At 37.9% G+C, this 21,777-nt stretch carries 17 protein-coding genes; 7 read left to right on the plus strand and 10 right to left on the minus strand.

What is annotated here, in order from left to right; genetic code table 11:
• Positions 1 to 32: 32 nt before the first annotated feature.
• On the minus strand, positions 33 to 1,319 hold the full coding sequence (locus FHR28_RS05345) for an NAD(P)/FAD-dependent oxidoreductase (RefSeq protein WP_004717064.1): 1,287 nt from the start codon (positions 1,317 to 1,319) through the stop codon (positions 33 to 35).
• A gap of 127 nt (positions 1,320 to 1,446) precedes the next feature.
• Entirely contained in the window at positions 1,447 to 2,715 is a 1,269-nt protein-coding gene (locus FHR28_RS05350; RefSeq protein ID WP_166782085.1) for a D-alanyl-D-alanine carboxypeptidase PBP6B, read from the minus strand.
• A 178-nt stretch (positions 2,716 to 2,893) separates the two neighbouring features.
• On the opposite strand from FHR28_RS05350, the gene FHR28_RS05355 reads away from it, so the two are divergent.
• Entirely contained in the window at positions 2,894 to 4,597 is a 1,704-nt protein-coding gene (locus FHR28_RS05355; RefSeq protein WP_166782086.1) for a M61 family metallopeptidase, read from the plus strand.
• Between the two features lie 80 nt (positions 4,598 to 4,677).
• Here FHR28_RS05355 and uraH read toward each other — a convergent pair whose 3' ends face one another.
• Positions 4,678 to 5,079, minus strand: a complete 402-nt coding sequence (uraH, locus tag FHR28_RS05360) for a hydroxyisourate hydrolase (RefSeq protein WP_004717057.1) — start codon at positions 5,077 to 5,079, stop codon at positions 4,678 to 4,680.
• 356 nt (positions 5,080 to 5,435) lie between these two features.
• Between uraH and FHR28_RS05365 the strand changes: the two genes are divergently transcribed.
• On the plus strand, positions 5,436 to 5,855 hold the full coding sequence (locus FHR28_RS05365; RefSeq protein WP_166782087.1) for a hypothetical protein: 420 nt from the start codon (positions 5,436 to 5,438) through the stop codon (positions 5,853 to 5,855).
• A gap of 72 nt (positions 5,856 to 5,927) precedes the next feature.
• Here the strand turns inward: FHR28_RS05365 and lipA are convergent, their stop codons facing one another.
• A complete protein-coding gene (lipA, locus tag FHR28_RS05370; protein WP_004717052.1) occupies positions 5,928 to 6,941 on the minus strand; it encodes a lipoyl synthase in 1,014 nt (337 codons plus the stop codon).
• A gap of 202 nt (positions 6,942 to 7,143) precedes the next feature.
• Between lipA and sthA the strand changes: the two genes are divergently transcribed.
• The 5 genes from sthA (at position 7,144) to FHR28_RS05395 (ending at position 11,679) form a co-directional block, all read left to right on the plus strand.
• Positions 7,144 to 8,559: a Si-specific NAD(P)(+) transhydrogenase gene (gene sthA / locus FHR28_RS05375; RefSeq protein WP_004717049.1), complete on the plus strand. Its 1,416-nt coding sequence runs from the start codon at positions 7,144 to 7,146 to the stop codon at positions 8,557 to 8,559.
• 139 nt (positions 8,560 to 8,698) lie between these two features.
• Complete coding sequence (locus FHR28_RS05380) at positions 8,699 to 9,766, plus strand: 4-phosphoerythronate dehydrogenase (RefSeq protein WP_166782088.1); 1,068 nt, start codon at positions 8,699 to 8,701, stop codon at positions 9,764 to 9,766.
• On the plus strand, positions 9,763 to 10,737 hold the full coding sequence (gene epmA, locus FHR28_RS05385) for an EF-P lysine aminoacylase EpmA (protein WP_004717044.1): 975 nt from the start codon (positions 9,763 to 9,765) through the stop codon (positions 10,735 to 10,737). Before FHR28_RS05380 ends, epmA begins: the two co-directional genes overlap by 4 nt.
• A gap of 99 nt (positions 10,738 to 10,836) precedes the next feature.
• On the plus strand, positions 10,837 to 11,307 hold the full coding sequence (locus FHR28_RS05390) for a hypothetical protein (protein ID WP_166782089.1): 471 nt from the start codon (positions 10,837 to 10,839) through the stop codon (positions 11,305 to 11,307).
• 30 nt (positions 11,308 to 11,337) lie between these two features.
• Entirely contained in the window at positions 11,338 to 11,679 is a 342-nt protein-coding gene (locus tag FHR28_RS05395; protein ID WP_004717040.1) for a hypothetical protein, read from the plus strand.
• A gap of 49 nt (positions 11,680 to 11,728) precedes the next feature.
• Here the strand turns inward: FHR28_RS05395 and FHR28_RS05400 are convergent, their stop codons facing one another.
• The 6 genes from FHR28_RS05400 to ahcY all read right to left on the minus strand — a co-directional run bounded on the left by FHR28_RS05400 (position 11,729) and on the right by ahcY (position 21,619).
• Positions 11,729 to 12,970 (minus strand): multifunctional CCA addition/repair protein, encoded by a 1,242-nt coding sequence (locus tag FHR28_RS05400; RefSeq protein WP_154129808.1) that lies wholly within the window; start codon positions 12,968 to 12,970, stop codon positions 11,729 to 11,731.
• Positions 12,971 to 13,083: 113 nt separating this feature from the next.
• Complete coding sequence (locus tag FHR28_RS05405) at positions 13,084 to 15,354, minus strand: NADP-dependent malic enzyme (RefSeq protein WP_004717035.1); 2,271 nt, start codon at positions 15,352 to 15,354, stop codon at positions 13,084 to 13,086.
• 137 nt (positions 15,355 to 15,491) lie between these two features.
• The gene (locus FHR28_RS05410; protein ID WP_016539610.1) at positions 15,492 to 18,353 is read right to left on the minus strand and encodes an EAL and GGDEF domain-containing protein; all 2,862 of its coding nucleotides are present in this window, start codon (positions 18,351 to 18,353) and stop codon (positions 15,492 to 15,494) included.
• Positions 18,354 to 18,489: 136 nt separating this feature from the next.
• Entirely contained in the window at positions 18,490 to 19,209 is a 720-nt protein-coding gene (locus FHR28_RS05415) for a 16S rRNA (uracil(1498)-N(3))-methyltransferase (protein ID WP_166782090.1), read from the minus strand.
• Between the two features lie 36 nt (positions 19,210 to 19,245).
• Complete coding sequence (gene metF, locus FHR28_RS05420) at positions 19,246 to 20,082, minus strand: methylenetetrahydrofolate reductase [NAD(P)H] (protein ID WP_056513582.1); 837 nt, start codon at positions 20,080 to 20,082, stop codon at positions 19,246 to 19,248.
• Between the two features lie 154 nt (positions 20,083 to 20,236).
• Positions 20,237 to 21,619: an adenosylhomocysteinase gene (ahcY, locus tag FHR28_RS05425; protein WP_004717024.1), complete on the minus strand. Its 1,383-nt coding sequence runs from the start codon at positions 21,617 to 21,619 to the stop codon at positions 20,237 to 20,239.
• Positions 21,620 to 21,777 lie beyond the last annotated feature (158 nt).

Below are 21,777 nucleotides of genomic sequence, written 5' to 3' on the forward strand. Positions count from 1 at the left end.
TTTTTTCATAAATATGGGCAAAAATTTAAATTTCAATGCAATTTTATTTTTGGTGCGATTTTTCGTGTAACAAAATCTTTAGCCGTTAACAAGCCTGCATGAGCATAGCCATATATCGTCGCTTGATGAATACGATATAAAGACACATACATCGATTTTGCCACAAAGCCTTGAACATTGACCTGACCAAGTAGCTCACCGACCGCTTTATTTTCACTGAGTGATACCAGTGAACCTTTGTCTGCGAACTGGAACATTGGCTGTGGCCGTCCTTTGATACGTGCATTCATTGCATCTACAAGAAACGAAGCTTGTTGACTTGCGACTTGTGCACGTGGACCAAGTGGTGCTTCTCTTGCATCTAAGATACAGTGGGCACAATCACCAAAGGCAAAAATGTTTGGATCAGCCTGAGTCTGTAAGGTTGCGTATACGTTTAAACGCCCCATGCGATCTTTTTCAAAGCCTGCTAAGTTGGCAATCACTTTAGGGGTTTTTATCCCTGCTGCCCAAACTTTTAATTGCGCTTCTACGGAAGTGCCATCACTAAAATAGACTTTTTCAGCATCTACTTTTTCAACACGTTTGCCCGTTAATACATCTATTTTCATTCGTTGTAATTGCTGTGTGGCATGCTCAGCCATTTTTTCAGAAAGTGCTGGTAAGATACGATCAGCGCCTTCAACTAAAGTAATTTTGACATTGTTTGGGTTAATTTTATTTAAACCATATTTATAAAAGTTCTGTTTGGCTTGAACCAACTCAGCTGAAAGTTCAACACCTGTTGCGCCTGCACCAATCACGGCAATGTGTAATTCACGATCAATATTTTTATTTTGTGCATCTAAATACAAGTGCAGTAAGTCCTGCTGGAAGACTTCTGCTTGTTGACGACTGTCGAGATAATGACAAAACTCTTTAACCCCAGGCGTATTAAAGTCATTGGAGACTGAGCCGACGGCAAGAATTAAAGTGTCATAATGCAGTGTGATTTGCTCTTGATTGGATTCATATTTACTGGTTTGGGTTTTGCTAAGCTCGATGGTTTTGTTATCACGATCTAAATGTTCAAAACGGCCCAAGACAAATTCATAGTGATGCTTGGCTGCATGCGCATAGTAATTGGTTTCTTCATCACTTGGGTTCATGGTGCCAGCTGCAATTTCATGCAGCAATGGTTTCCAGATATGGGTGAGTTTTTGGTCAACAAGGGTGATTTTGGCTTTTTTACTCTTTCCAAGCGTATCACCGAGTTGTGTCACCAGTTCTAAACCACCAGCGCCACCACCAACAATCACGATATGATGTAGATTTGACATAGAAAACCTAAATTGTTGTTATGAAAATAGAATGGCATAAATATGCCATTCTATTTAATTGTTTAGGTTTTTTTTGTATTACAGGTTACATAATTATAATAAATCTAAGTAAATTGGTTGGTTTTAATTAAATTCCAAAAATTGACTTGATCCATTCCATTAAACGTTCAAACCAAGAGGCTTGTTCGATATGCACTTCATCTTCAATATCAAAACTTTGAATCAGTTGATTGTTTTGGTAAACATTCACTTTTGCTAAATGCATGATCTTTTCTAAAGGTGCGGTAAGTGATGTCTCATTCAGTTCAACATTCAAATGGGTTTGAGTTGTTGTAAGCGGTTCAACTGCTGCCAAGAGACCATTTGCCTCAGTTTTCATGATACGGCTATTTACAACATCAAAAGTCGCTAAATCAATTGGTGTCGTATCGTTATATAAAGATGTGGTAATGAGTTGAGGTTTTTTTGCTTCAACCTTAAACATTTTTAAGGTGGATTTAACTACAGGAAGCTCAGCAATCAATTGTTTGTCTTTAATTGCGACTTCATCACGGGTGTAGGCATAGCCCAAGTTTAACAGTTTATGTGCAATTTCCGCGCGTTTAACTGCACTTTTTGCACCCATCACCACCACAATTAAACGACGATCAGGAGACTCGGTAATGGCAGAAGGACGATGCGCTGTCAGTGCTAAGTTATAGCCGGCTGCTTTGGTAAAACCCGTTTTTAAACCATCTACACTTGGATCAGACTTTAAAACAAGGTTGGTGGCATGATGAAAATGTTGGTTATAACTAAAACTTGGCATCACTGAATAGTGCATATATTCAGGGGTTTGTGATGTTACTGCTTGACCTAAGATCGCCATATCATGTGCTGACGAAAAATGATCAGGCATGGTAATACCCGGAGGGTTGGCAAAATGAGTATCCTTCATTCCCAAGGCTTGTGCTTCTTGGTTCATACGAGCAACAAATGCAGGTACGCTACCTGAGATACGTTCTGCCAGCGTTACTGCTGCATCATTGGCAGACATCACAATCAATCCAGCAAGAAGTTGGTCAATTGAGATTTGCTCACCTTGCTTCAGGTACATTTGAGATTCATCCCATTGCACCATCTGAACTACAGGGGTTGCAGTAATAATCTCTTCTTTTTTGATATGACCCGCTTTGAGTTCTTTCAACGCAATATAAGCGACCATCATTTTGGTCATGGATGCTGGGGCGCGCTGTACATGACTATTATATTCAGCAATGGTTTGACCCGATTGCGTATCTAATATTGTCCAAGCTTCAGCTTCAACAGATTGCGGATTAATATTAAGTAAAGCGGCGTTAACAAACGTGGAGCAAACCAAGCCAGTTATCGCGATAAAAGAAGCAAGAATTTTCAACAGATTTACCTTTAAGCCAATCCTATGGCAAGAGTGCATAAACTTTGCGAATGCTATGCCTTTTTTGCACTCTTCGCTAGTCAGAATCGTAGACAATTGCGACTAAAATCGCCTGACTTTGTAAAAAAATGCTAATCTAATTGGTAATTTCTCACTGTCTATTTTCGAATATATATTTATGTTGCATTATCAGATTGAATTTGACGATTACCGTCAGCACCTCATTCATGTCACATTGCGCTTTCTGGCGAACCCTACCCAAGTTTTGTCACTTCCTACATGGATTCCTGGTAGCTATTTGATCCGTGAATTTTCTAAACATATCGAATCTGTGAAAGCCTATGATGAAGCGGGTCGTCAACTGCAAATTAATAAGTTTGAAAAAAATAAATGGCGTTTATATAACACCGACCATGAACTGATTACTGTTGAATATGATGTTTATGCCTATGACCTTTCAGTACGTGGCGCGTATGTCGATCAAACCCGTTTATATGTCAATCCTGCTTGTGTCTGCCTAGGGTTGCAAGAACAAGAAGAATCAGCAATCGAAGTTGAAGTATTTTTACCTGAAGAATTAAAGCATTTTCAAATTGCCACAGGTTTAGAATCAAGAAGCTTGGTGAAAGGGCGCTATACCTTAAAAGCCAACAATTATGCACAATTGATTGATGCACCATTTGAATTGGCGGATCAAACCCGTTTTAGTTTTGAAGCGAACGGGATTCCACATGAATTTGTGGTTTCTGGTCAGCATACAATGAATGCAGCACGTATGAAGCAAGACCTTGAAAAAATTTGTAGTACAGAAATTTCAATGTTTGGTTCAGCGCCTTTTGAAAACTATACTTTTATGACTATGGCAACTGGCAATAGTTATGGTGGTTTAGAGCATCCTAATAGTACTAGCCTGATTTCGCCACGTGATGATTTTCCTAAAGCAAATGAACCTGTAGAGCCTTCTGCGGATTATCAACGCTTCCTTGGATTGTGTAGCCATGAATATTTTCATTCGTGGTTGGTTAAATTTATCCGCCCTGAAAATTTTGCAAATTATGATTTGGATCAGGAAGGCTATACCTCACTGTTATGGATTTTTGAAGGTTTCACCTCTTATTACGATGATTTGATTCTGTATCGCAGTGGTGTGATTTCTCAAGCATCTTATTTAAAGTTGTTAAAAGGGCAAATTGATCGTTATCTACAAAATCCAGGACGTTTTATTCAATCTGTTTCAGAGTCTAGTTTTGATGCTTGGATTAAATTTTATCGTCAGGATGAAAACTCAAATAATGCTGGAACCAGTTATTACAATAAAGGCTGTTTGGTTGCACTCAGTTTAGATTTAGGTCTACGTTTACGTGGTTCTAGTTTGGATGCCTTAATGCGCCGTTTGTATGAAAATACCCAAAAGGGCATGCAAGTCAATGAGCGTACGATTGTCGAACTGTGTAATGAACTGACTGGCGATAATTGGATCGAACAGATTAATCATTTGATTAATACCACAGATGAGCTACCACTGGATCAATTGTTCCCTGAATTTGGTTTGAGCTATAGCTTACAAAATGAAAAAGCACTTCCATTTGGTTTGAAAGTTGCTGAAAAAGCTGAGGGTGTCATCATTCAGCAAGCGCGTCGTGATGGTGTTGGCGCAAAAGCAGGTCTGTCTGCCAATGATGTGATCATTGCGATTGATGGTTTAAAAGCGTCTGAAAAACTTTTAAAGCAATATGCAAAACAGCAAGGTCAATTTACGGTTTATGCATTCCGTCGTGATGAGTTTTTACAATTTGAGTTGCAAGGTGGTGAAGTTGCGTTGACTACGGTTGAGTTAACTGTATTAGATCAAGCCAAAGCTGAGAAATGGTTAAAGGCTTAATCAAGTTGTGTATCAAGAAAAACCGATGTTAAAAAAACATCGGTTTTTTTTATGCCTAAAATTTAACTTAGTATGATCAATCAATTACCACGATATGTTGAATATCCATAAGGGCTAATCAAGAGAGGAATATGATAATGTTCAAGACTTCCATCAATCACAAAAACCACAGGAACTTCTGGGAAAAAAGCACGTTGGTTATTTTGTTTAAACCATTCACCTGTTTGAAAAGTAACCTTGTAGACACCTTTATCTAATACTTTGTTTTCAGGGTATAAGGATGAAATTCGCCCATTACTGTCTGTGCTTCCTTCATTAATTTTTACCCATTTATCTTTTTGTTGCGCTTCGAGAATGACTTTAACATTGCTTGAAGGTAAGCCATTTTCAAGATTTAATACATGTACGCTTAATGGATTTTGGGCAAAACAAAGCCCAGAAAATAGGGTTGCTGAAATAGCTAAAGTTAATTTTTTCATCATCAATTTTTACTAAGACTAAAATCACTATGTTAAGGTCAAGTTGAGGTGTTGCCGTTAAAAAAATGTAAAATTATATTAATTGTTAAAATTTCATCAAGTGTCAGAATTAAAATAATTTTGATTTAACAATAAGATAGACAATTAAAATAATAGATAAATCGACAATGATTTATTTCAACCGAAATCTGCAACAACAGTAAAACGAGGTAAATAAGCTAAAGCGTCATCCATTTTTATATTCATGATTCCCAGTTAAAAGAAATCAACATATTTGTCATTAAACTTTCTAACTGTATATTTTAAAATCATCCAACAATAAATTTATTCTAAATTCATAATACAAAAGGGTAATGTCAATGAAAAAGCGTTTCTTAAAGCTCTTCACAATTGCATGTGGTTTAGGCATAGCTCCACTTGGATTTGCTGTAAATTGTTCAAGTACAATGAGCAATAATGCTGTGGCAAACTTAACTGTACCAGCAGGTGCAACATGTACCTTAAATAGTACATCCGTTGAGGGAAATGTGAATGTACTCAATGGTGGGAGTTTGATTTTAAATAATTCTTCAGTGAGTGGAAATGTGCAAGCCAATACCGCCAAAGTATTGAAATTGGTCAATTCTTCTGTTGAGGGGGATGTGCTTGCAGGTCAGGTTTCGTCAACATTGAGCTTAAATAAATCAATTATTTCAGGAAATTTACAATGCTCTACACTGACGAAACTACAAAGCAGTATGAGTAGTGTTGAAGGTAAAACTACAGGGAAGTGTCGTTAAAGATTAAAAATATCTGTAAAAAAGCACTCAATATTGAGTGCTTTTTTGACGCTTAAATTTGTGAACGATGACTTAAGCTTCGATGGCTTGTACCGCAATTTTTTTCGCTGGATCAACTTTACGACGTACCACTGGAACAGGTTCACCATAATATTGACGATCTGCAAAATAGCTTGAACGAACCATTGGAGCAGCCCAGATATTTCTGAAACCAAGCTTGTGACCGTGTGCAGTATAACGCTCAAATTCTTCTGGTGTGACAAAACGGTCAATTGGTGCATGTTCTTTAGAAGGCTGTAAGTATTGACCAATTGTCACATAATCAACACCGTGTGCATGTAGATCATCTAACAGGGCAATCACTTCTTCTTCGGTTTCACCAATACCCACCATCAAACCACATTTTGTTGGCACATCAGGGCAGTATTCTTTAAACATTTTTAATAAGTTTAAAGAATGTTGATAGTCTGAACCCGGGCGCATCGCTTTATAGAGGCGAGGTACTGTTTCGATGTTATGGTTAAATACATCTGGCGGACATTCAGTCATGATACGCAGTGCAATATCCATACGACCACGGAAATCAGGAACCAATATTTCTAATAATGTTTTTGGACTGAGTTGACGTGCTTCTTGAATACAATCAACGAAATGTTGCGCACCACCATCTAAAAGATCATCACGGTCTACAGAGGTAATCACTGCATACTTTAAACCGAGATTGGCGATGGTTTCTGCCATATGACGAGGTTCATCAGGATCAAGTGCATTTGGACGACCATGTGCAACATCGCAGAACGGGCAGCGACGGGTACAAATATCACCCATGATCATAAAGGTTGCAGTACCACCACCGAAACATTCTGGAAGGTTAGGACAAGCTGCTTCTTCACACACAGTATGTAATTTTTGTGCACGTAAAGTGGTTTTGATTCGTTGAACTTCATCAGGCGCAGCCATTTTGACACGAATCCAGTCCGGCTTTCGTGGTGCTTCAACCGTGGGAATAACTTTTACAGGTATACGAGCAACTTTTTCCGCGCCACGTAATTTGACACCCTGTTCTGGTTTACGGTTCTCTGACATATTCAACTTTTCCACTGTTTTCTACGGGGGAGATTATGCTCATTATAGCGGAAATGCAAAAAGATAGGGCAAAAACACTATTCATATACTAAATGTCGTTATCACGGAATATATGCATGCGAAATACAGAAAATTGTTTTGGTTTAGGTCATAATATCGCATAAGACAAGAGATAGACTGAATTTACTATAAGGAGCTTTGAATGCCACGTAAGAAAGAAGTCGTTAGTGGGAAATTTGTGAAATACGATGCGGTCGTACTTGGCTCTGGTCCTGCTGGTGAAGGCGCGGCAATGAAGCTTGCTAAATCGGGTAAGCGTGTTGCAATTGTAGATATTCGTGAGCAACTTGGTGGTAACTGTACCCATGTCGGCACCATCCCAAGTAAGGCTTTACGTCAGACAGTTTCAAGTATTATCCGTTACCAACGTGATCCAATGTTTAAAAAAGTAGGGGATTGGAAACAATTCACTATGAAGCAAGTTTTGCGTAATGCCCATAAAGTGATTCAACAGCAAGTTGATACCCATTCACGTTTTTATGACCGTAACCATATCGATGTATTTCACGGTCGTGCATATATCCAAGATAAAAATACGGTGATTATTTTTAGCGAAGATGGTGTTAAAGAAACTTTAGTTTTCAAACAGCTTGTGGTTGCCACAGGTAGCCGTCCTTATCACCCGCAAGGTTTAGACTTTAACCATCCGCGTGTATTTGATTCAGATAAAATTTTAGATTTGGATTACCCAATTCATAAAATTATTATTTATGGCGCGGGTGTAATTGGTTGTGAATATGCATCTATCTTTATTGGTTTAGACCATAAAGTTGACTTGATCAATACACAGCATCAGCTGCTCAGTTATCTCGACGATGAAATTGCTGACGCGTTGTCTTATCACTTACGTGAACAAGGCGTGTTGATGCGTCACAATGAGCAAATTGATCATTTAGAAACGTTTGATGATCATGTGGTCTTGTATTTGCAAAGCGGTAAAAAAATTAAAGCTGATGCCATTCTGTGGTGTAATGGCCGTTCAGGAAATACCGATGGTTTAGGTCTTGAAAATGTAGGTATTACACCAAACAGCCGTGGGCAACTTGCGGTAAATGATCAATATCAAACCGAAGTTGAAAATATATATGCGGCAGGTGATGTTGTGGGTTGGCCATCCCTTGCTTCTGCAGCATATGACCAAGGTCGTTGCGCTGGTTCAAATATGAGCGGCGAAGAAAATGTTAAACCAGTGAAAGATATTCCGACTGGGATTTACACCATCCCTGAAATTTCATTCTTTGGTAAAACTGAAAGTCAGTTAACTGCTGAAAAAATTCCATATGAAGTTGGACAAGCATCATTCCGTCATTTGGCACGTGCGCAAATTACAGGGGATACAGTTGGCGAGCTTAAACTGTTATTCCATCGTGATACCTTAGAGTTATTAGGTGTGCATTGTTTCGGCAATAATGCGGCCGAAATTATCCATATTGGACAGGCGGTGATGCAAAGTGGAAACAATACCATTAAGTATTTTGTTGAAACGACATTTAACTATCCAACAATGGCAGAAGCCTATCGTGTTGCAACATTGAATGGTATGAATCGTTTGTTCTAAACAAATATTCATGATTAAAAACCCGTAAGTCATCTTGCGGGTTTTTTATGCCATATTTAAAAGATTTGATGTGTGAACTGCATAGTCTTAAGTGGTTCAAAGGTTTATCATAGCGGCAGTTAAACTTGTGGATGACGCTATGAAAATTGTTGCAGATGAAAATCTAGCATTTACTGAATATTTCTTTTCAGAATTCGGAACCATTCATCAAGCAGCAGGACGCAATTTGACTCATCATGATGTGAATGATGCAGATGCGTTATTGGTACGCTCTATAACAAAAGTCAATGAACAGTTGGTCCAAGATACAGCACTAAAATTTGTTGGTAGTGCAACCATAGGTACAGATCATCTAGATATTCCAGCATTAGAAAAGCATCAAATTGCATGGTCAAATGCAGCAGGTTGCAATGCACAAGCCGTTGCAGAATATGTGATTACGGCTTTACTGCATCTCAATCAAGATTTTCTAGATTTAGGGAAAAAGTTTACTTTAGGCATTATTGGTCTAGGCAATGTGGGAACACGATTAGCATATATGGCTCAGTTGTTGGGCTGGAATGTAATTGGCTATGATCCCTTGGTACAACGAGAAAATGTTCAGCAAGTTGAATTTGACGCTTTATTAAAGAAAGCCGATGCGATCAGCATACATGTGCCTTTAACCCAAACAGGGCCGTTTGCAACACATCATTTAATCAATGCTGATGCATTGGCGCTAATGCAGCCAGAAACCATCTTAATTAATTCAGCGCGTGGTGCTGTTGTTGAAGAAGCGGCATTAATGGTAGATATCTTAAAAACACGTCGTAAAGTGGTGTTGGATGTTTTTGAACATGAGCCTGAGATTTCACAACGTCTACTGGATTTAATTACAATCGTGACGCCACATATTGCGGGTTACAGTCTCGAAGGTAAAGCACGCGGTACTCAGATGATTTATGATGCATTTTGTAAAACATTTGCCTATACCGCACATAAGAAATTTGAATCACAATTACCGGCATGTGAACAATATTTTTATGGCAATAACATTAAACAAACGCTGAAAAAATACTTAGCTGAAATTTACAATATTCAGCGAGATGATGAAAATTTAAGAGATTGCTTAAAGGACGGTAAGGTGGATCAAAAAGCCTTTGATTACCTTCGTAAAACTTATCCTTTGCGCCGTGAATGGGCTGCGCATGGAGGGCCAAAAGCATGAGCATAGATTTTAAACCGACTTGTGATATTCAGGCGCTTAAAGCACGAGCAAAACTCTATAGACAAATTCGCCAATTTTTTATTGAGCGTGATGTTTTAGAGGTTGAAACTCCGATCTTGTCTCAAGCAGGTGTAACCGATGTCCATCTGGCTTCTGTACAGGCTCAGCGTCACGTACATGGCAAAAAACAAACGCATTATTTACAAACTTCACCAGAGTTTGCCATGAAGCGTTTATTGGCGAGTGGTAGTGGTGCGATTTATCAAATTTGTAAAGTTTTTCGAGATGATGAACATGGGCGTAAGCACAATAGTGAATTTACCATGTTGGAATGGTATCGTCCGCAATTCAGCTTGAAAGATTTGATGCTAGAAGTCACTGATTTATTAAATGTGGTTTTGGCTGAACGTTTTGGTGAAGTTCGACCAACCGTACTCAGTTATAAACATGCATTTATCGATCGTTTGGACTTGAATCCACTGCAAGCAACATTGCAACAATTAAAAGATGCAGCACACCGTGTAGGACTCAATCTTGATTTGGGTGATGATCGTTTAGCCTATATTGATTTGTTATTTTCTCATATGGTTGAGCCAAGTTTAGGTTTTGATACGCCGGTATTTTTAACTGATTTCCCCCCAGAATTGGCCTCGTTGGCAAAGACCAAACTGGATGAGGACGGTGAGTTAGTTGCTGCACGTTTTGAGCTCTATATTGAAGGGTTAGAACTTGCCAATGCCTATGATGAGTTAATTGATGCTGAGGTTTTGCGTAGTCGTTTTCAAGCAGATAATACTGAGCGTGAAAAACTGGGTTTACATGTGATGCCAATCGATGAATATTTGCTCGCTGCTTTACCAAATATGTCAGATTGTGCGGGTATTGCTTTGGGAATTGATCGTTTGTTAATGGTGGTGATGAACCAAATGAAGTTGGAAAGGGTGATTACATTTCCTGCGGATGTGTCGTAGTTAATTTAGCATGCCTAGTTAGCTTTTAATTAGGTATGCAATAATGCATTGATTAATATAGGATTATTTGAATAAAACAAATAATTAAAGAATGACCGAATGAAACCATATTTTATACAAGATGATGATGCAAATTACTTAAATCCAGATTATATTTTTGATATCTTTGTTGTGAAAATTTCTAATTTAGCCTCTTTTTTTGTATTATCAAGCATAAAAGAGGCTAAAAATAATGGAGGATTAGAGAGTAAAAAATCAATAGATACTCTTGATGTGCGTAGTTGGATGAATAACTTTATTTGTTTATATCCAAAATTTGATTTGATTTCTGATACATATAAATGCGAAAACAAAGAGCTATTTGCATTTGAAATGTCTGATCTAATCCATACAGAAATACATACAGCATTGGATAGGGATAAAATTTCACATATCAACTCTATTTATGAAAACAATACTTTTAAGTATTTTGAGATCATCTATATAGATTCTGATCAAGCTACTATCAGTGAATTTGAATCAGAAGAATTAGCACAAGCTTGGATAAATGAGAATTTTGCGATTATTTAAATATCAGTAAAATGATTAAAGGAGTCGATTATGAGTTTTTATACAGAATTACATATACACAATAATGACTTTGAAGAAATTGATATCTCTAAGCATAAGCAGAAAATTCTTGAAATTTTAAAAGAAGATGCTATTCATGAGGATGTGTATGTTGATTTACTGAATGCTTTTAGCAAGGGAAAAGCAGATTTTGCAGTTCATTCACTTTATCTATTTGAATTATTAGTGAAAATTGTACCGTTATTACCTCAAGCAAGTTTTGAAAGCCGAGGTTTAGGTGAAGAATTCTTTTTCACATGGATACTCTGTGTAGAAGACGGAAAAATTATTTATAGAAATGAGCCGTGGAATACCCCAAACCCTTTTAGCTAAGCATTTTGAATTTATAAAAAAACGCCTCTCATTACTGAGAGGCATTTTTTTATACCGTATGATGATGATGACCTAACTCATGCTTTAAATCAGCAATCGCTTCAATACGTTTTTGAATCAACATTTCACCGATATCTGGACCTTGAATATCTGAGGGTAAATCCGATGCTTTAATCGTGCGTACAGTTTTCATTGCATCTAATAGGTAATGCGCTTGTGGGTATTCGCGATTTTCTAAGCCTAAACGGCCTTTAGCATCACATTCACAGGCTTGCGCAAAAGCTTCGACCCGCTCAGGACGACGCAGCACATCTAAACGCTGTAACAAACGCCATAAGGTGCCTGGTTTTAAAGTAAAAGCCTGATGACATTTTAAATGTTCTTTACATACTGCTAGAGCAAGCTGTTTCGTTTGAGTGGGCACACGTAAACGATCACATACATCTGTGACAGGCTGAATCCCACGTTCTTCATGCATGATATGACGAGGTAATTCATCTTTCGGTGTTAAAGCTTTGCCTAAGTCATGTACCAATACTGCAAAACGAACATCTAAAGAATAATTGGCTTTACATGCTTGCTGTAAAGACATCAATGTGTGAATACCGCAATCAATTTCAGGATGATATTCAGGTCGTTGTGGAACGCCAAACAGGGCATCTATTTCAGGAAAGAGCACTTTTAATGCACCACACTCACGTAACACTTCAAAGTAAACATCGGCATGACGTTCCATTAAAGCACGAGAGGTTTCTTTCCAAACACGTTCAGGTGTCAGTGCTTCTAATTCGCCAGATTCAGCCAGTTGACGCATCAATGCAAGTGTTTCATCGGCAATACGAAAACCATATTGTGCATAACGAGCAGCAAAACGAGCCACACGCAGTACCCGTAACGGATCTTCTGCAAAAGCGTCTGAAACGTGACGTAGGATTTTATCTGCTAAATCATCTTGTCCATGATAAGGATCATACACTTGACCTGCTTCATCCATCGCAATGGCATTGATGGTTAAGTCACGACGAATTAAATCCTCTTCTAAGGTGACATCTGGATCGGTAAAAAACTCAAATCCATGATAACCGTGTCCTGATTTACGCTCAGTACGGGCTAGGGCATATTCTTCTTTTGTTTTGGGATGTAAAAACACAGGGAAATCTTTCCCAACGGGTTGATAACCTTGGGCAAGAAGTTGCTCTGGCGTGGCGCCAACAACAACATAATCCTTTTCGTGATAGGGATGACCGAGTAAATGATCTCTAACGGCACCGCCTACTAAATAAACTTGCATGAAAAAACCTCTATTCTTAATGCCATCATGCAACAGAATAGAGGTTTTCTCAAGTACAGAACTTGAGTGATTGACTAAAGTTCTGCGGTATTGATGTTAAATTGACTTCAAGCTTAGCCTTCAGCTTGTTGAATCTCAGCAACGGTTAAAGCTGTCATATTAACTAAACGACGTGTTGTCGCTGTAGGTGTTAAAATATGCACAGGTTTAGCAGCACCAAGCAAGATAGGACCAATAGTCACATTATTGCCTGACGTTGATTTTAACAAGTTGAATGAAATATTTGCTGCATCAAGATTTGGCATAATCAACAAGTTCGCTGAACCTTTGAAGCGTGAATTTGGGAATGCAAAATGACGAATATTTTCATCAAGTGCAGCATCTGCATGCATTTCACCATCTACTTCTAATTCAGGTGCGATTTCAGTCAAGATTTCAAATACTTTACGCATTTTTTGTGCACTTGGATCATTTTGATCTGAACCAAAGCTAGAATGCGAAAGTAATGCAACTTTTGGCGTCATACCGAAACGACGAACTTCTTCAGCCGCTAAAATAGTCATTTCAGCTAGCTGTTCAGCAGTCGGGTTAGTATTTACATATGTATCTGCCATAAAGATATTGCGATCTTCAAGCATCAATGCATTAAGCGTAAAGAAGTTATTACGACCTTCTTTTAAACCAATCACATTTCTCACAAAGTCTAAATGGATATCATAACTTGCATAAGTACCGCATAGCATACCATCTGCAAGACCATGACGAACCAACATTGCTGCAATCAAGGTAGAACGACGACGTGTTTCACGTTGTGCATACTCAGGCGTTACACCTTTACGTTGCATCAAGTTGTAATAGTCATCTGCAAACTTATCGTAATCAGGATTCTTTTCTTGATCTACGATGGTAATATTTACACCGTGTTCAAGACGCAAACCTAATTTTTTGATATTTGCTTCAATGACTGCAGTACGACCGACCAAAATAGGTTGTGCCAAACCTTCATCTACTGCGATTTGAATCGCACGCAATACACGTAGATCTTCACCTTCAGCATATGCAATACGTTTAGGTGCAGTTTTCGCTTGTGCAAAAATTGGTTTCATCATCAATGCTGAATTATAAACAAATTCAGATAGACGTTGACGATAAGCCGAGAAATCCGCAATTGGACGACTTGCAACACCTGAATCCATTGCAGCTTGTGCAACAGCAGGAGCAATTTCAAGAATTAGGCGTTGATCAAGTGGACGTGGAATTAAATAATCACGACCAAATGATGCAGATTTTTCACCATAAGATGCGGCATCCGCTTCAACATGTGCCATACGTGCAATTGCATGTACACAAGCAATTTTCATTTCTTCATTAATCGTCGTAGCGCCAACATCTAGCGCACCACGGAAGATATAAGGGAAGCAAAGCGCGTTGTTTACTTGGTTCGGATAATCTGAACGACCAGTAGCCATGATTACATCTGGACGTACTTCATGCGCATGTTCAGGTAAAATCTCTGGATCTGGGTTTGCCAATGCAAAGATGATTGGATCAGCCGCCATAACTTTAACCATTTCTTTGGTTAAAATGCCTGCCGCAGAAAGGCCAAGGAACATATCGGCATCTGCAATCACATCTGCAAGTTGAGTACCCTCAATATCTTGCACATAACGCTTTTTAGACTCATCCAAGCCTTCACGTTTAGTGGTCAATAAACCGCGTGAGTCAGCAACCACGATATTTTCTTTTTTAGCACCAATTGCACACAGCAAGTCTAAACAAGAAAGTGCCGCAGCACCTGCACCTGAAGCAACAATTTTGATTTCGTCAATTTTTTTGCCATTCAATTGCAAAGCATTGAGAAGGGCTGAACCTACGATAATTGAGGTACCGTGTTGGTCATCATGGAACACAGGGATTTTCATGCGTTCACGAAGCTTTTGCTCAATATAAAAACACTCTGGTGCTTTAATATCTTCGAGGTTAATACCACCAAAAGTAGGTTCTAAAGCCGCAACGATATCAACAATTTTGTCAGGATCATTTTCAGCAATTTCAATATCAAAAACGTCTACACCAGCAAACTTTTTAAATAATACGCCTTTGCCTTCCATTACAGGCTTAGATGCTAATGGACCAATATTACCTAGACCTAAAACGGCTGTACCATTACTGACCACTGCAACCAAGTTGCCACGAGCAGTATAAAGCGCTGCTTTTGAAGGGTCTTTTTCAATTTCTAAACAAGGCGCTGCCACACCTGGTGAGTAAGCAAGCGCAAGGTCATGTTGATTGACAAGTTGCTTACTTGGCGTAACGCTAATTTTTCCTGGTGTTGGAAATTCGTGATAGTAAAGGGCTTGCTGTTTTAAAGATTGATCATCCATCTGAATCTCGATTATTACATGTTCCAGCGAGGCTGGTGGTTTGACTAAATTTCATCGAATATAACATTTGTTGAGCGATACCGACAGTCAAAAAATAGTTATTTCAAACAAAGTAATAGATATAAAGTCTAAAAAAATTAACAAATCTTTATAAGTTTATGCTGTTCCAAATATTTTGTGCTGTCGGCAGATGACAATGCTTTGGAAAAGTAAAAGCCTTGTAAAATATAACAACCGTGTTTTTGTAAAAATAACGCTTGTTCTTTAGTTTCAACGCCTTCAGCGACCAAGGTAATGCCGATTGCATTGCCCATAGCAATAATTGCATTGACGATCGCTTCGTCTTTTTCTTGTCCAATTTTTGAAATAAAAGCACGATCTATTTTTAAGATATCAAAAGGGTAACTGGTTAGATAAGCTAAAGATGAGTAGCCTGTTCCAAAATCATCCAAAGAAATAGAAATATGGCGATCTTTTAATTGTTGTAGAAGAAAATTAACTTCTTCTGACTTATCAAACAAAGAAGATTCAGTCAGTTCCAGTTCAAGCATATCACCTGAAATATTATATTTTTTAAGGGCATAATCGATATCTTTAACCAACTGTCCGCGGTAAATTTGTTGTGCCACAATATTGATCGAAACCCTAAAATGATCAAAACCAAGGGATTGCCACTGCTGTATTTGCTTACAGGTTTCATGCAATACAATTAAACCAATATCTGAAATGAGGCTGGTTTCTTCAGCAAGCGGGATAAAAATGTCTGGCAAGATATAACCCAAAGTTGGATGTTGCCAGCGGACTAATGCTTCAAAACCATAAATACGTTGAGTTTTAACACAGATTTTAGGTTGATAATGCACGGTCAGTTCTTTATGTTTTATGGCTTTTCTTAATTCGTTTTCTAAGTTGATCCCTTGATTGAGCAACGGAGTTTTTTTGTTTGAATAAAAATATACAGTGTTTCCGCCTAAACGTTTGGCTTCGTGTAATGCTGATTCTGCATGACCATTGAGACTGTCAAGCTGTAAGCCATGCTCTGGATATAGCGCAACGCCAATAGAAATGGTGATGGTTTGTTCTTGTTCTTTAACATCAAAAGGTTGTTTAAACGCATCTAAAATATGTTGTGTATGTTGATGAATATTGATGTTATTGCTGCTTAAATTATAGATCACTGCAAAATCATCATTATTTAAATAAGCTATCAAAGAGGCATTTGGACAACATAATCTTAATCTGTGAGCGACTTGTTTTAATAATTCATCACCTTCTTTATGGCTCATAAATTCATTGAATAATTTAAAACGGTCAATGTTGATACGTAAAACCGCAAAATTTTTAAATGAATCAGAATAGTGAATTAAATAATTATGCAGTTGTTGTTTGAAATAAAAGCGATTTGGCAAATCGGTCAGGATGTCATAATGTTCTAAATACGAGAGTCGTTGTTCTTGTTTTTTACGATCAGTTAAATCGGTAATAATGCCGACATAGTTGGAAAATTTATTTTTTTCATCATAAATTGCATTGATGTGTACCCAGAGTGCAAGTTTTTTCCCAGAGGTAAAATCAATCTGTAATTCAGACTCAAATTCTCCCTTTTGAATTAAACTTTGGGTAATCACGTTATACATCTGTTGGGTACGAGAATTATTGTTGATCGTGATATCAAATAGATGATTTCCAACGATATTATGTTGTTTATAATCTAAGAGTTTTTCAAAATAAGGGTTCACTTCTAAGTAGCATAAATTATTATCTAAAATGAAAACACCTTCAGCCACTTGAGCTAATACATTTGCTGCGAGTTTTAGCTTTTCTTGGTCAGTCTTTTCTTTTTGAATGTCGCGTTGGATTCCCACCATTCTGAGCGGTTTGTTATTGATGTTCTTAGAAACCACTTTGCCAATGTCTTGAATCCAGCACCATTGACCATCTCGCTTAACACGGTAGATTGCCTCAAAGCGCTCAGTTTTGCCTTTGAGATGTTGTTTCAGGATGGTTTTATAATTGACAATATCATCAGGATGAACATATTCATCTACGCTATTGTGTTTTAGATTGAGTTGTTTGAATTCTGCACCGCTTTTTGAGTCGGAAATTTCAAAAGTTCTTTTTTCAATATTCCAGACCCAAGAATGAATACCCGCGGTTTCATGGGCAAAAGCTAAGTTGGCCTGATGATTTTCTAAACGGTCATTCATCTGTTTAAAATCGAAAATTCGTTCTTTTACTTTTTGTTCTAATAAATGATTATGTAACTGCAATTCACTTTTCATGACCTGTGTTTTTGAGATTTCATTTTTGAGTTGTATTTCTAAGCCTTTATAGTTTGCAAGTTGTTCTTGTGATTGCTTAAATAAAAACTTATTTTTCAGGTCTAATATTTCAGAATTAATATAAATTTTATGTGAAGCATAAGTGCTAAAGAATAATAAAGAGAACCAAACAATGAAAATAGTGCTATAGATTTCGTTGGTATTTTGAGGAAAAAGCAGGGGGAGCGTGAGCACCGGAATCGCAGAAGGCACAAATAAAGCAATAAAATAGCTAAATCTTTGATTGAGAAAATTCATTGCTAAAACATATGAAAAACTCAGTAAAAAGCTAGATAACAGAAATGAAAAAAATGGGTCAACCACATTTGGCATCATCATAAATTCTAAATTGATGATATAAACGCCAATCCCAAATAAGCTTCCTAAGATCAAACAAGAAAACTGAAAAAAAAGATCAAGATGTTTAAATTCTTGGACTTTATTTTGCTGTAAAAGATAGGTAGAAGAAAAAAATCCCGATAATATAAATAAAATAGTCAGAATAAACCAACCACTTAATAATTCAGAAGAAGTATTAAATAAGTAAATATAGATTAAAGCGTCACAGATACACGTAAAAAATACCCAGATAAAAAATATCCGGATATCTTTGGTTATCTTTCTGATGTTCGACGAATTCACATCATATGAAAGAAGCTCTTCCTGAACATCATTCATTAGCGCTTGCACCTCTGCTATTTTTAGAATGTGTAGGTTTAACGGAGCAACTATTTAAAATTTGCTAATTAATAGTTTCTTTGGAATTAAAATACTGTGAAATCATCCAATTTGCAATTATTTTACATGACATACATCACTTTTTAAAGCTTTGATAATTCAAAATTGATAAAGCAACTACAGGGGCTGTTTCAGTTCTTAAAATACGATCACCGATGCACCAATTTTTAAATCCATATTGGTTGGCCTGATCAATTTCAGCTTCATTTAAGCCACCTTCAGGGCCAATCAAAAGGGCAATATCAGGGCTTATATCTTTCAGTACATCTGTCTGCTCTTTTTCAGGCGCAAGGACAAATTTGCTCTGCGGTAATACAGTTTTGATCCATTCGTTTAGGCTTAGAGGCGCTAAAATTTGTGGAACAATATTCATACCACATTGTTCACAAGCTGCGATCGCTATAGCTTGCCAATGATCTAATTTCTTTTGATCTCGATCATATTTTAAACGCATTTCACAGCGTTCTGATGTGAGCAATTGAATCTGAGATACGCCCAATTCCACAGCTTTTTGAATCGCATAATCCATACGATCGCCCTTACTCATGACTTGTCCAAGTAGGGCTGTAAAAGCAGGGGTGCGGTTATCTGGATTAAATGAATTGACTAAAACAGAAGCAGATTTTTTAGCGACCGCTGTTAAAGTCACTTCATATTCACCCCCTTGTCCATTGAACAAGGTGGCTTTTTCACCCACTTGTGCACGCAATACTTTGACCCAATGATGAAATACTGTTTCAGTGAGTTCAACCGTAGTTTCGACAGCTAAATCAGTTTCAATATAAAAACGGGGCATGCAGTATTACTCACAAGTTGATGATGCAATTTTGATTTAAGCTAAACCGAGATCAAGTACCAATTGGCGGTTTGGCTCAGTATGATTCATGCTATAGAAATGCAAACTTGGTGCACCTCCTGCAATAAGGCGTTCACACAGTTTGATCACAACTTCATGTCCAAAGGCTTTGATACTTGCAGTGTCATCTCCATAGGTCGCAAGTTGCTTACGAATCCAGCGCGGAATTTCTGCACCTGTCCCATCTGCAAAGCGGATTAAATTGCTTGCATTGGTAATTGGCATAATTCCTGGCGCAACAGGAATATCAATTCCTTCTTTTTGGATACGTTCTACAAAATAGAAATAGGCATCTGGATTAAAGAAAAATTGAGTGATGGCTGCATTTGCACCTGCTTTGACTTTTTCTGCAAAGTGCTTAATGTCTGCATCAAAGTTGTCAGCTTGTGGATGCATTTCAGGATATGCCGCAACTTCAATTTTAAAATGATCACCTGAGTGTTCACGAATAAAACGGACCAAATCAGTCGCATAAGGCAGTTCACCTAGGCCGACTTGACCTGAAGGTAAATCACCACGAAGTGCAACAATACGATCAATCCCTTGAGCTTTATAGATATCGAGTAATTCAGCAATACGTACTTTGTCATCACCAATACATGAAAGGTGAGGGGCAACAGGTGTGCCTTTACCATTAAAGTCAGCAATTGCGGCCAGTGTACGTTCACGAGTAGAACCACCAGCCCCATAAGTAATCGAGAAAAACTCTGGATTTAAAAGCTGTAATTCTTGATGAACAAGCTTAAGTTTTTCCGCCCCTGCATCAGTTTTGGTCGGGAAAAACTCAAACGAAATTGGAACACGTTTGGTCATGGTTAAATCCTTTTTTATTCATACTTTTTTAATTTGTTTTAGCCTCTCCGAGGTCCTTTCCTAAAAGGAGAGGACCTTGCCTTTATATTCATTAATACGTTAATGAATATTGCTTTCTCCCTAAGAGAGAAAGCTAGGGAGAGGGGATTAAAACTTAGTACTTATAAGCCTCAGATTTAAATGGACCTTCAACTGCAACGCCCAAGTAATCTGCTTGAACTTGAGTCAATTGTGTCAATACACCACCAAAACCAGCAACCATTGCAGCAGCAACTTCTTCATCTAATTTCTTAGGAATCAGTTCAACACGGATCTGTGCTGCTTTTTGATCTTCTGGAAGATCAGCAAATTTCTCTGCGAATAAGTGCATTTGACCTAATACTTGGTTCGCAAAAGAACCATCCATCACGCGTGAAGGGTGACCTGTTGCATTACCAAGGTTAACCAAACGACCTTCTGAAAGAAGAATCAGGTAATCATTTTCATTTTCTGTACGATACACTTGGTGTACTTGAGGCTTAACTTCAACCCACTTGTAACCACGTAAATAGTTTGTATCGATTTCAGTATCAAAGTGTCCGATATTACACACCACTGAACCTGCTTTTAATGTATCTAACATTGCAGAATCACATACGTGGTAGTTACCAGTTGTTGTTACGATCAAATCAGTATTTTGAAGAAGGTCTAGGTTAATGTCTTCTTTTTTACCTGTTTGTACACCATTTTTATATGGAGAAACAACTTCATAACCGTCCATACATGCTTGCATTGCACAGATTGGGTCAATTTCAGTTACACGTACAATCATACCTTCTTGGCGAAGTGATTGAGCAGAACCTTTACCAACATCACCATAACCAATTACTAGCGCACGACGACCAGATAACAACATATCTGTACCGCGTTTGATTGCATCATTTAATGAATGACGGCAGCCATATTTATTGTCGTTTTTAGATTTTGTGATTGAATCATTCACGTTAATTGCAGGAACTTTTAAAGTACCATCACGGAACATTTCGTTTAGGCGTTGAACACCCGTTGTAGTTTCTTCTGTAATACCATGAATTTTAGCAATAAGTTCAGGATATTTTTCATGAACAACAGCAGTTAAATCACCACCATCATCAAGAATCATGTTGGCATCCCAAGGTGTGCCATTAACATTGATTTGTTGTTCAAGACACCACATGTATTCTTCTTCAGTTTCACCTTTCCAAGCGAATACTGGAACACCAGATGCTGCAATTGCTGCTGCTGCATGGTCTTGAGTTGAGAAGATGTTACATGAAGTCCAACGTACTTCTGCGCCTAATTCAACCAGTGTTTCAATTAAAACAGCAGTTTGAATGGTCATATGAATACAACCAAGAATTTTTGCGCCAGCAAGAGGTTTTGCTGCTGAATAACGTTTACGTAAGCCCATCAACGCTGGCATTTCTGCTTCAGCAAGTTTGATTTCTTTACGACCGTAGTCAGCGAGGGAAATATCTGCAACTTTATAATCTGTAAATGAAGCATTAACCGCGTTCATCACGATCTCCTTTATATTAAAAAAATATTGATCATTCAGTTCGCGGATGCCGTTGTTGATCAGCACGAAGGTCTGACCGAATCGTCGAGCCTAGCGATTTCACATTTATGTGCCTGTGAAAAAGTCGCAGCATCCCTCGACTGGCGACTATTGTACCT

Source organism: Acinetobacter sp. BIGb0196 (assembly GCF_011759595.1).
GTDB lineage: Bacteria > Pseudomonadota > Gammaproteobacteria > Pseudomonadales > Moraxellaceae > Acinetobacter > Acinetobacter guillouiae.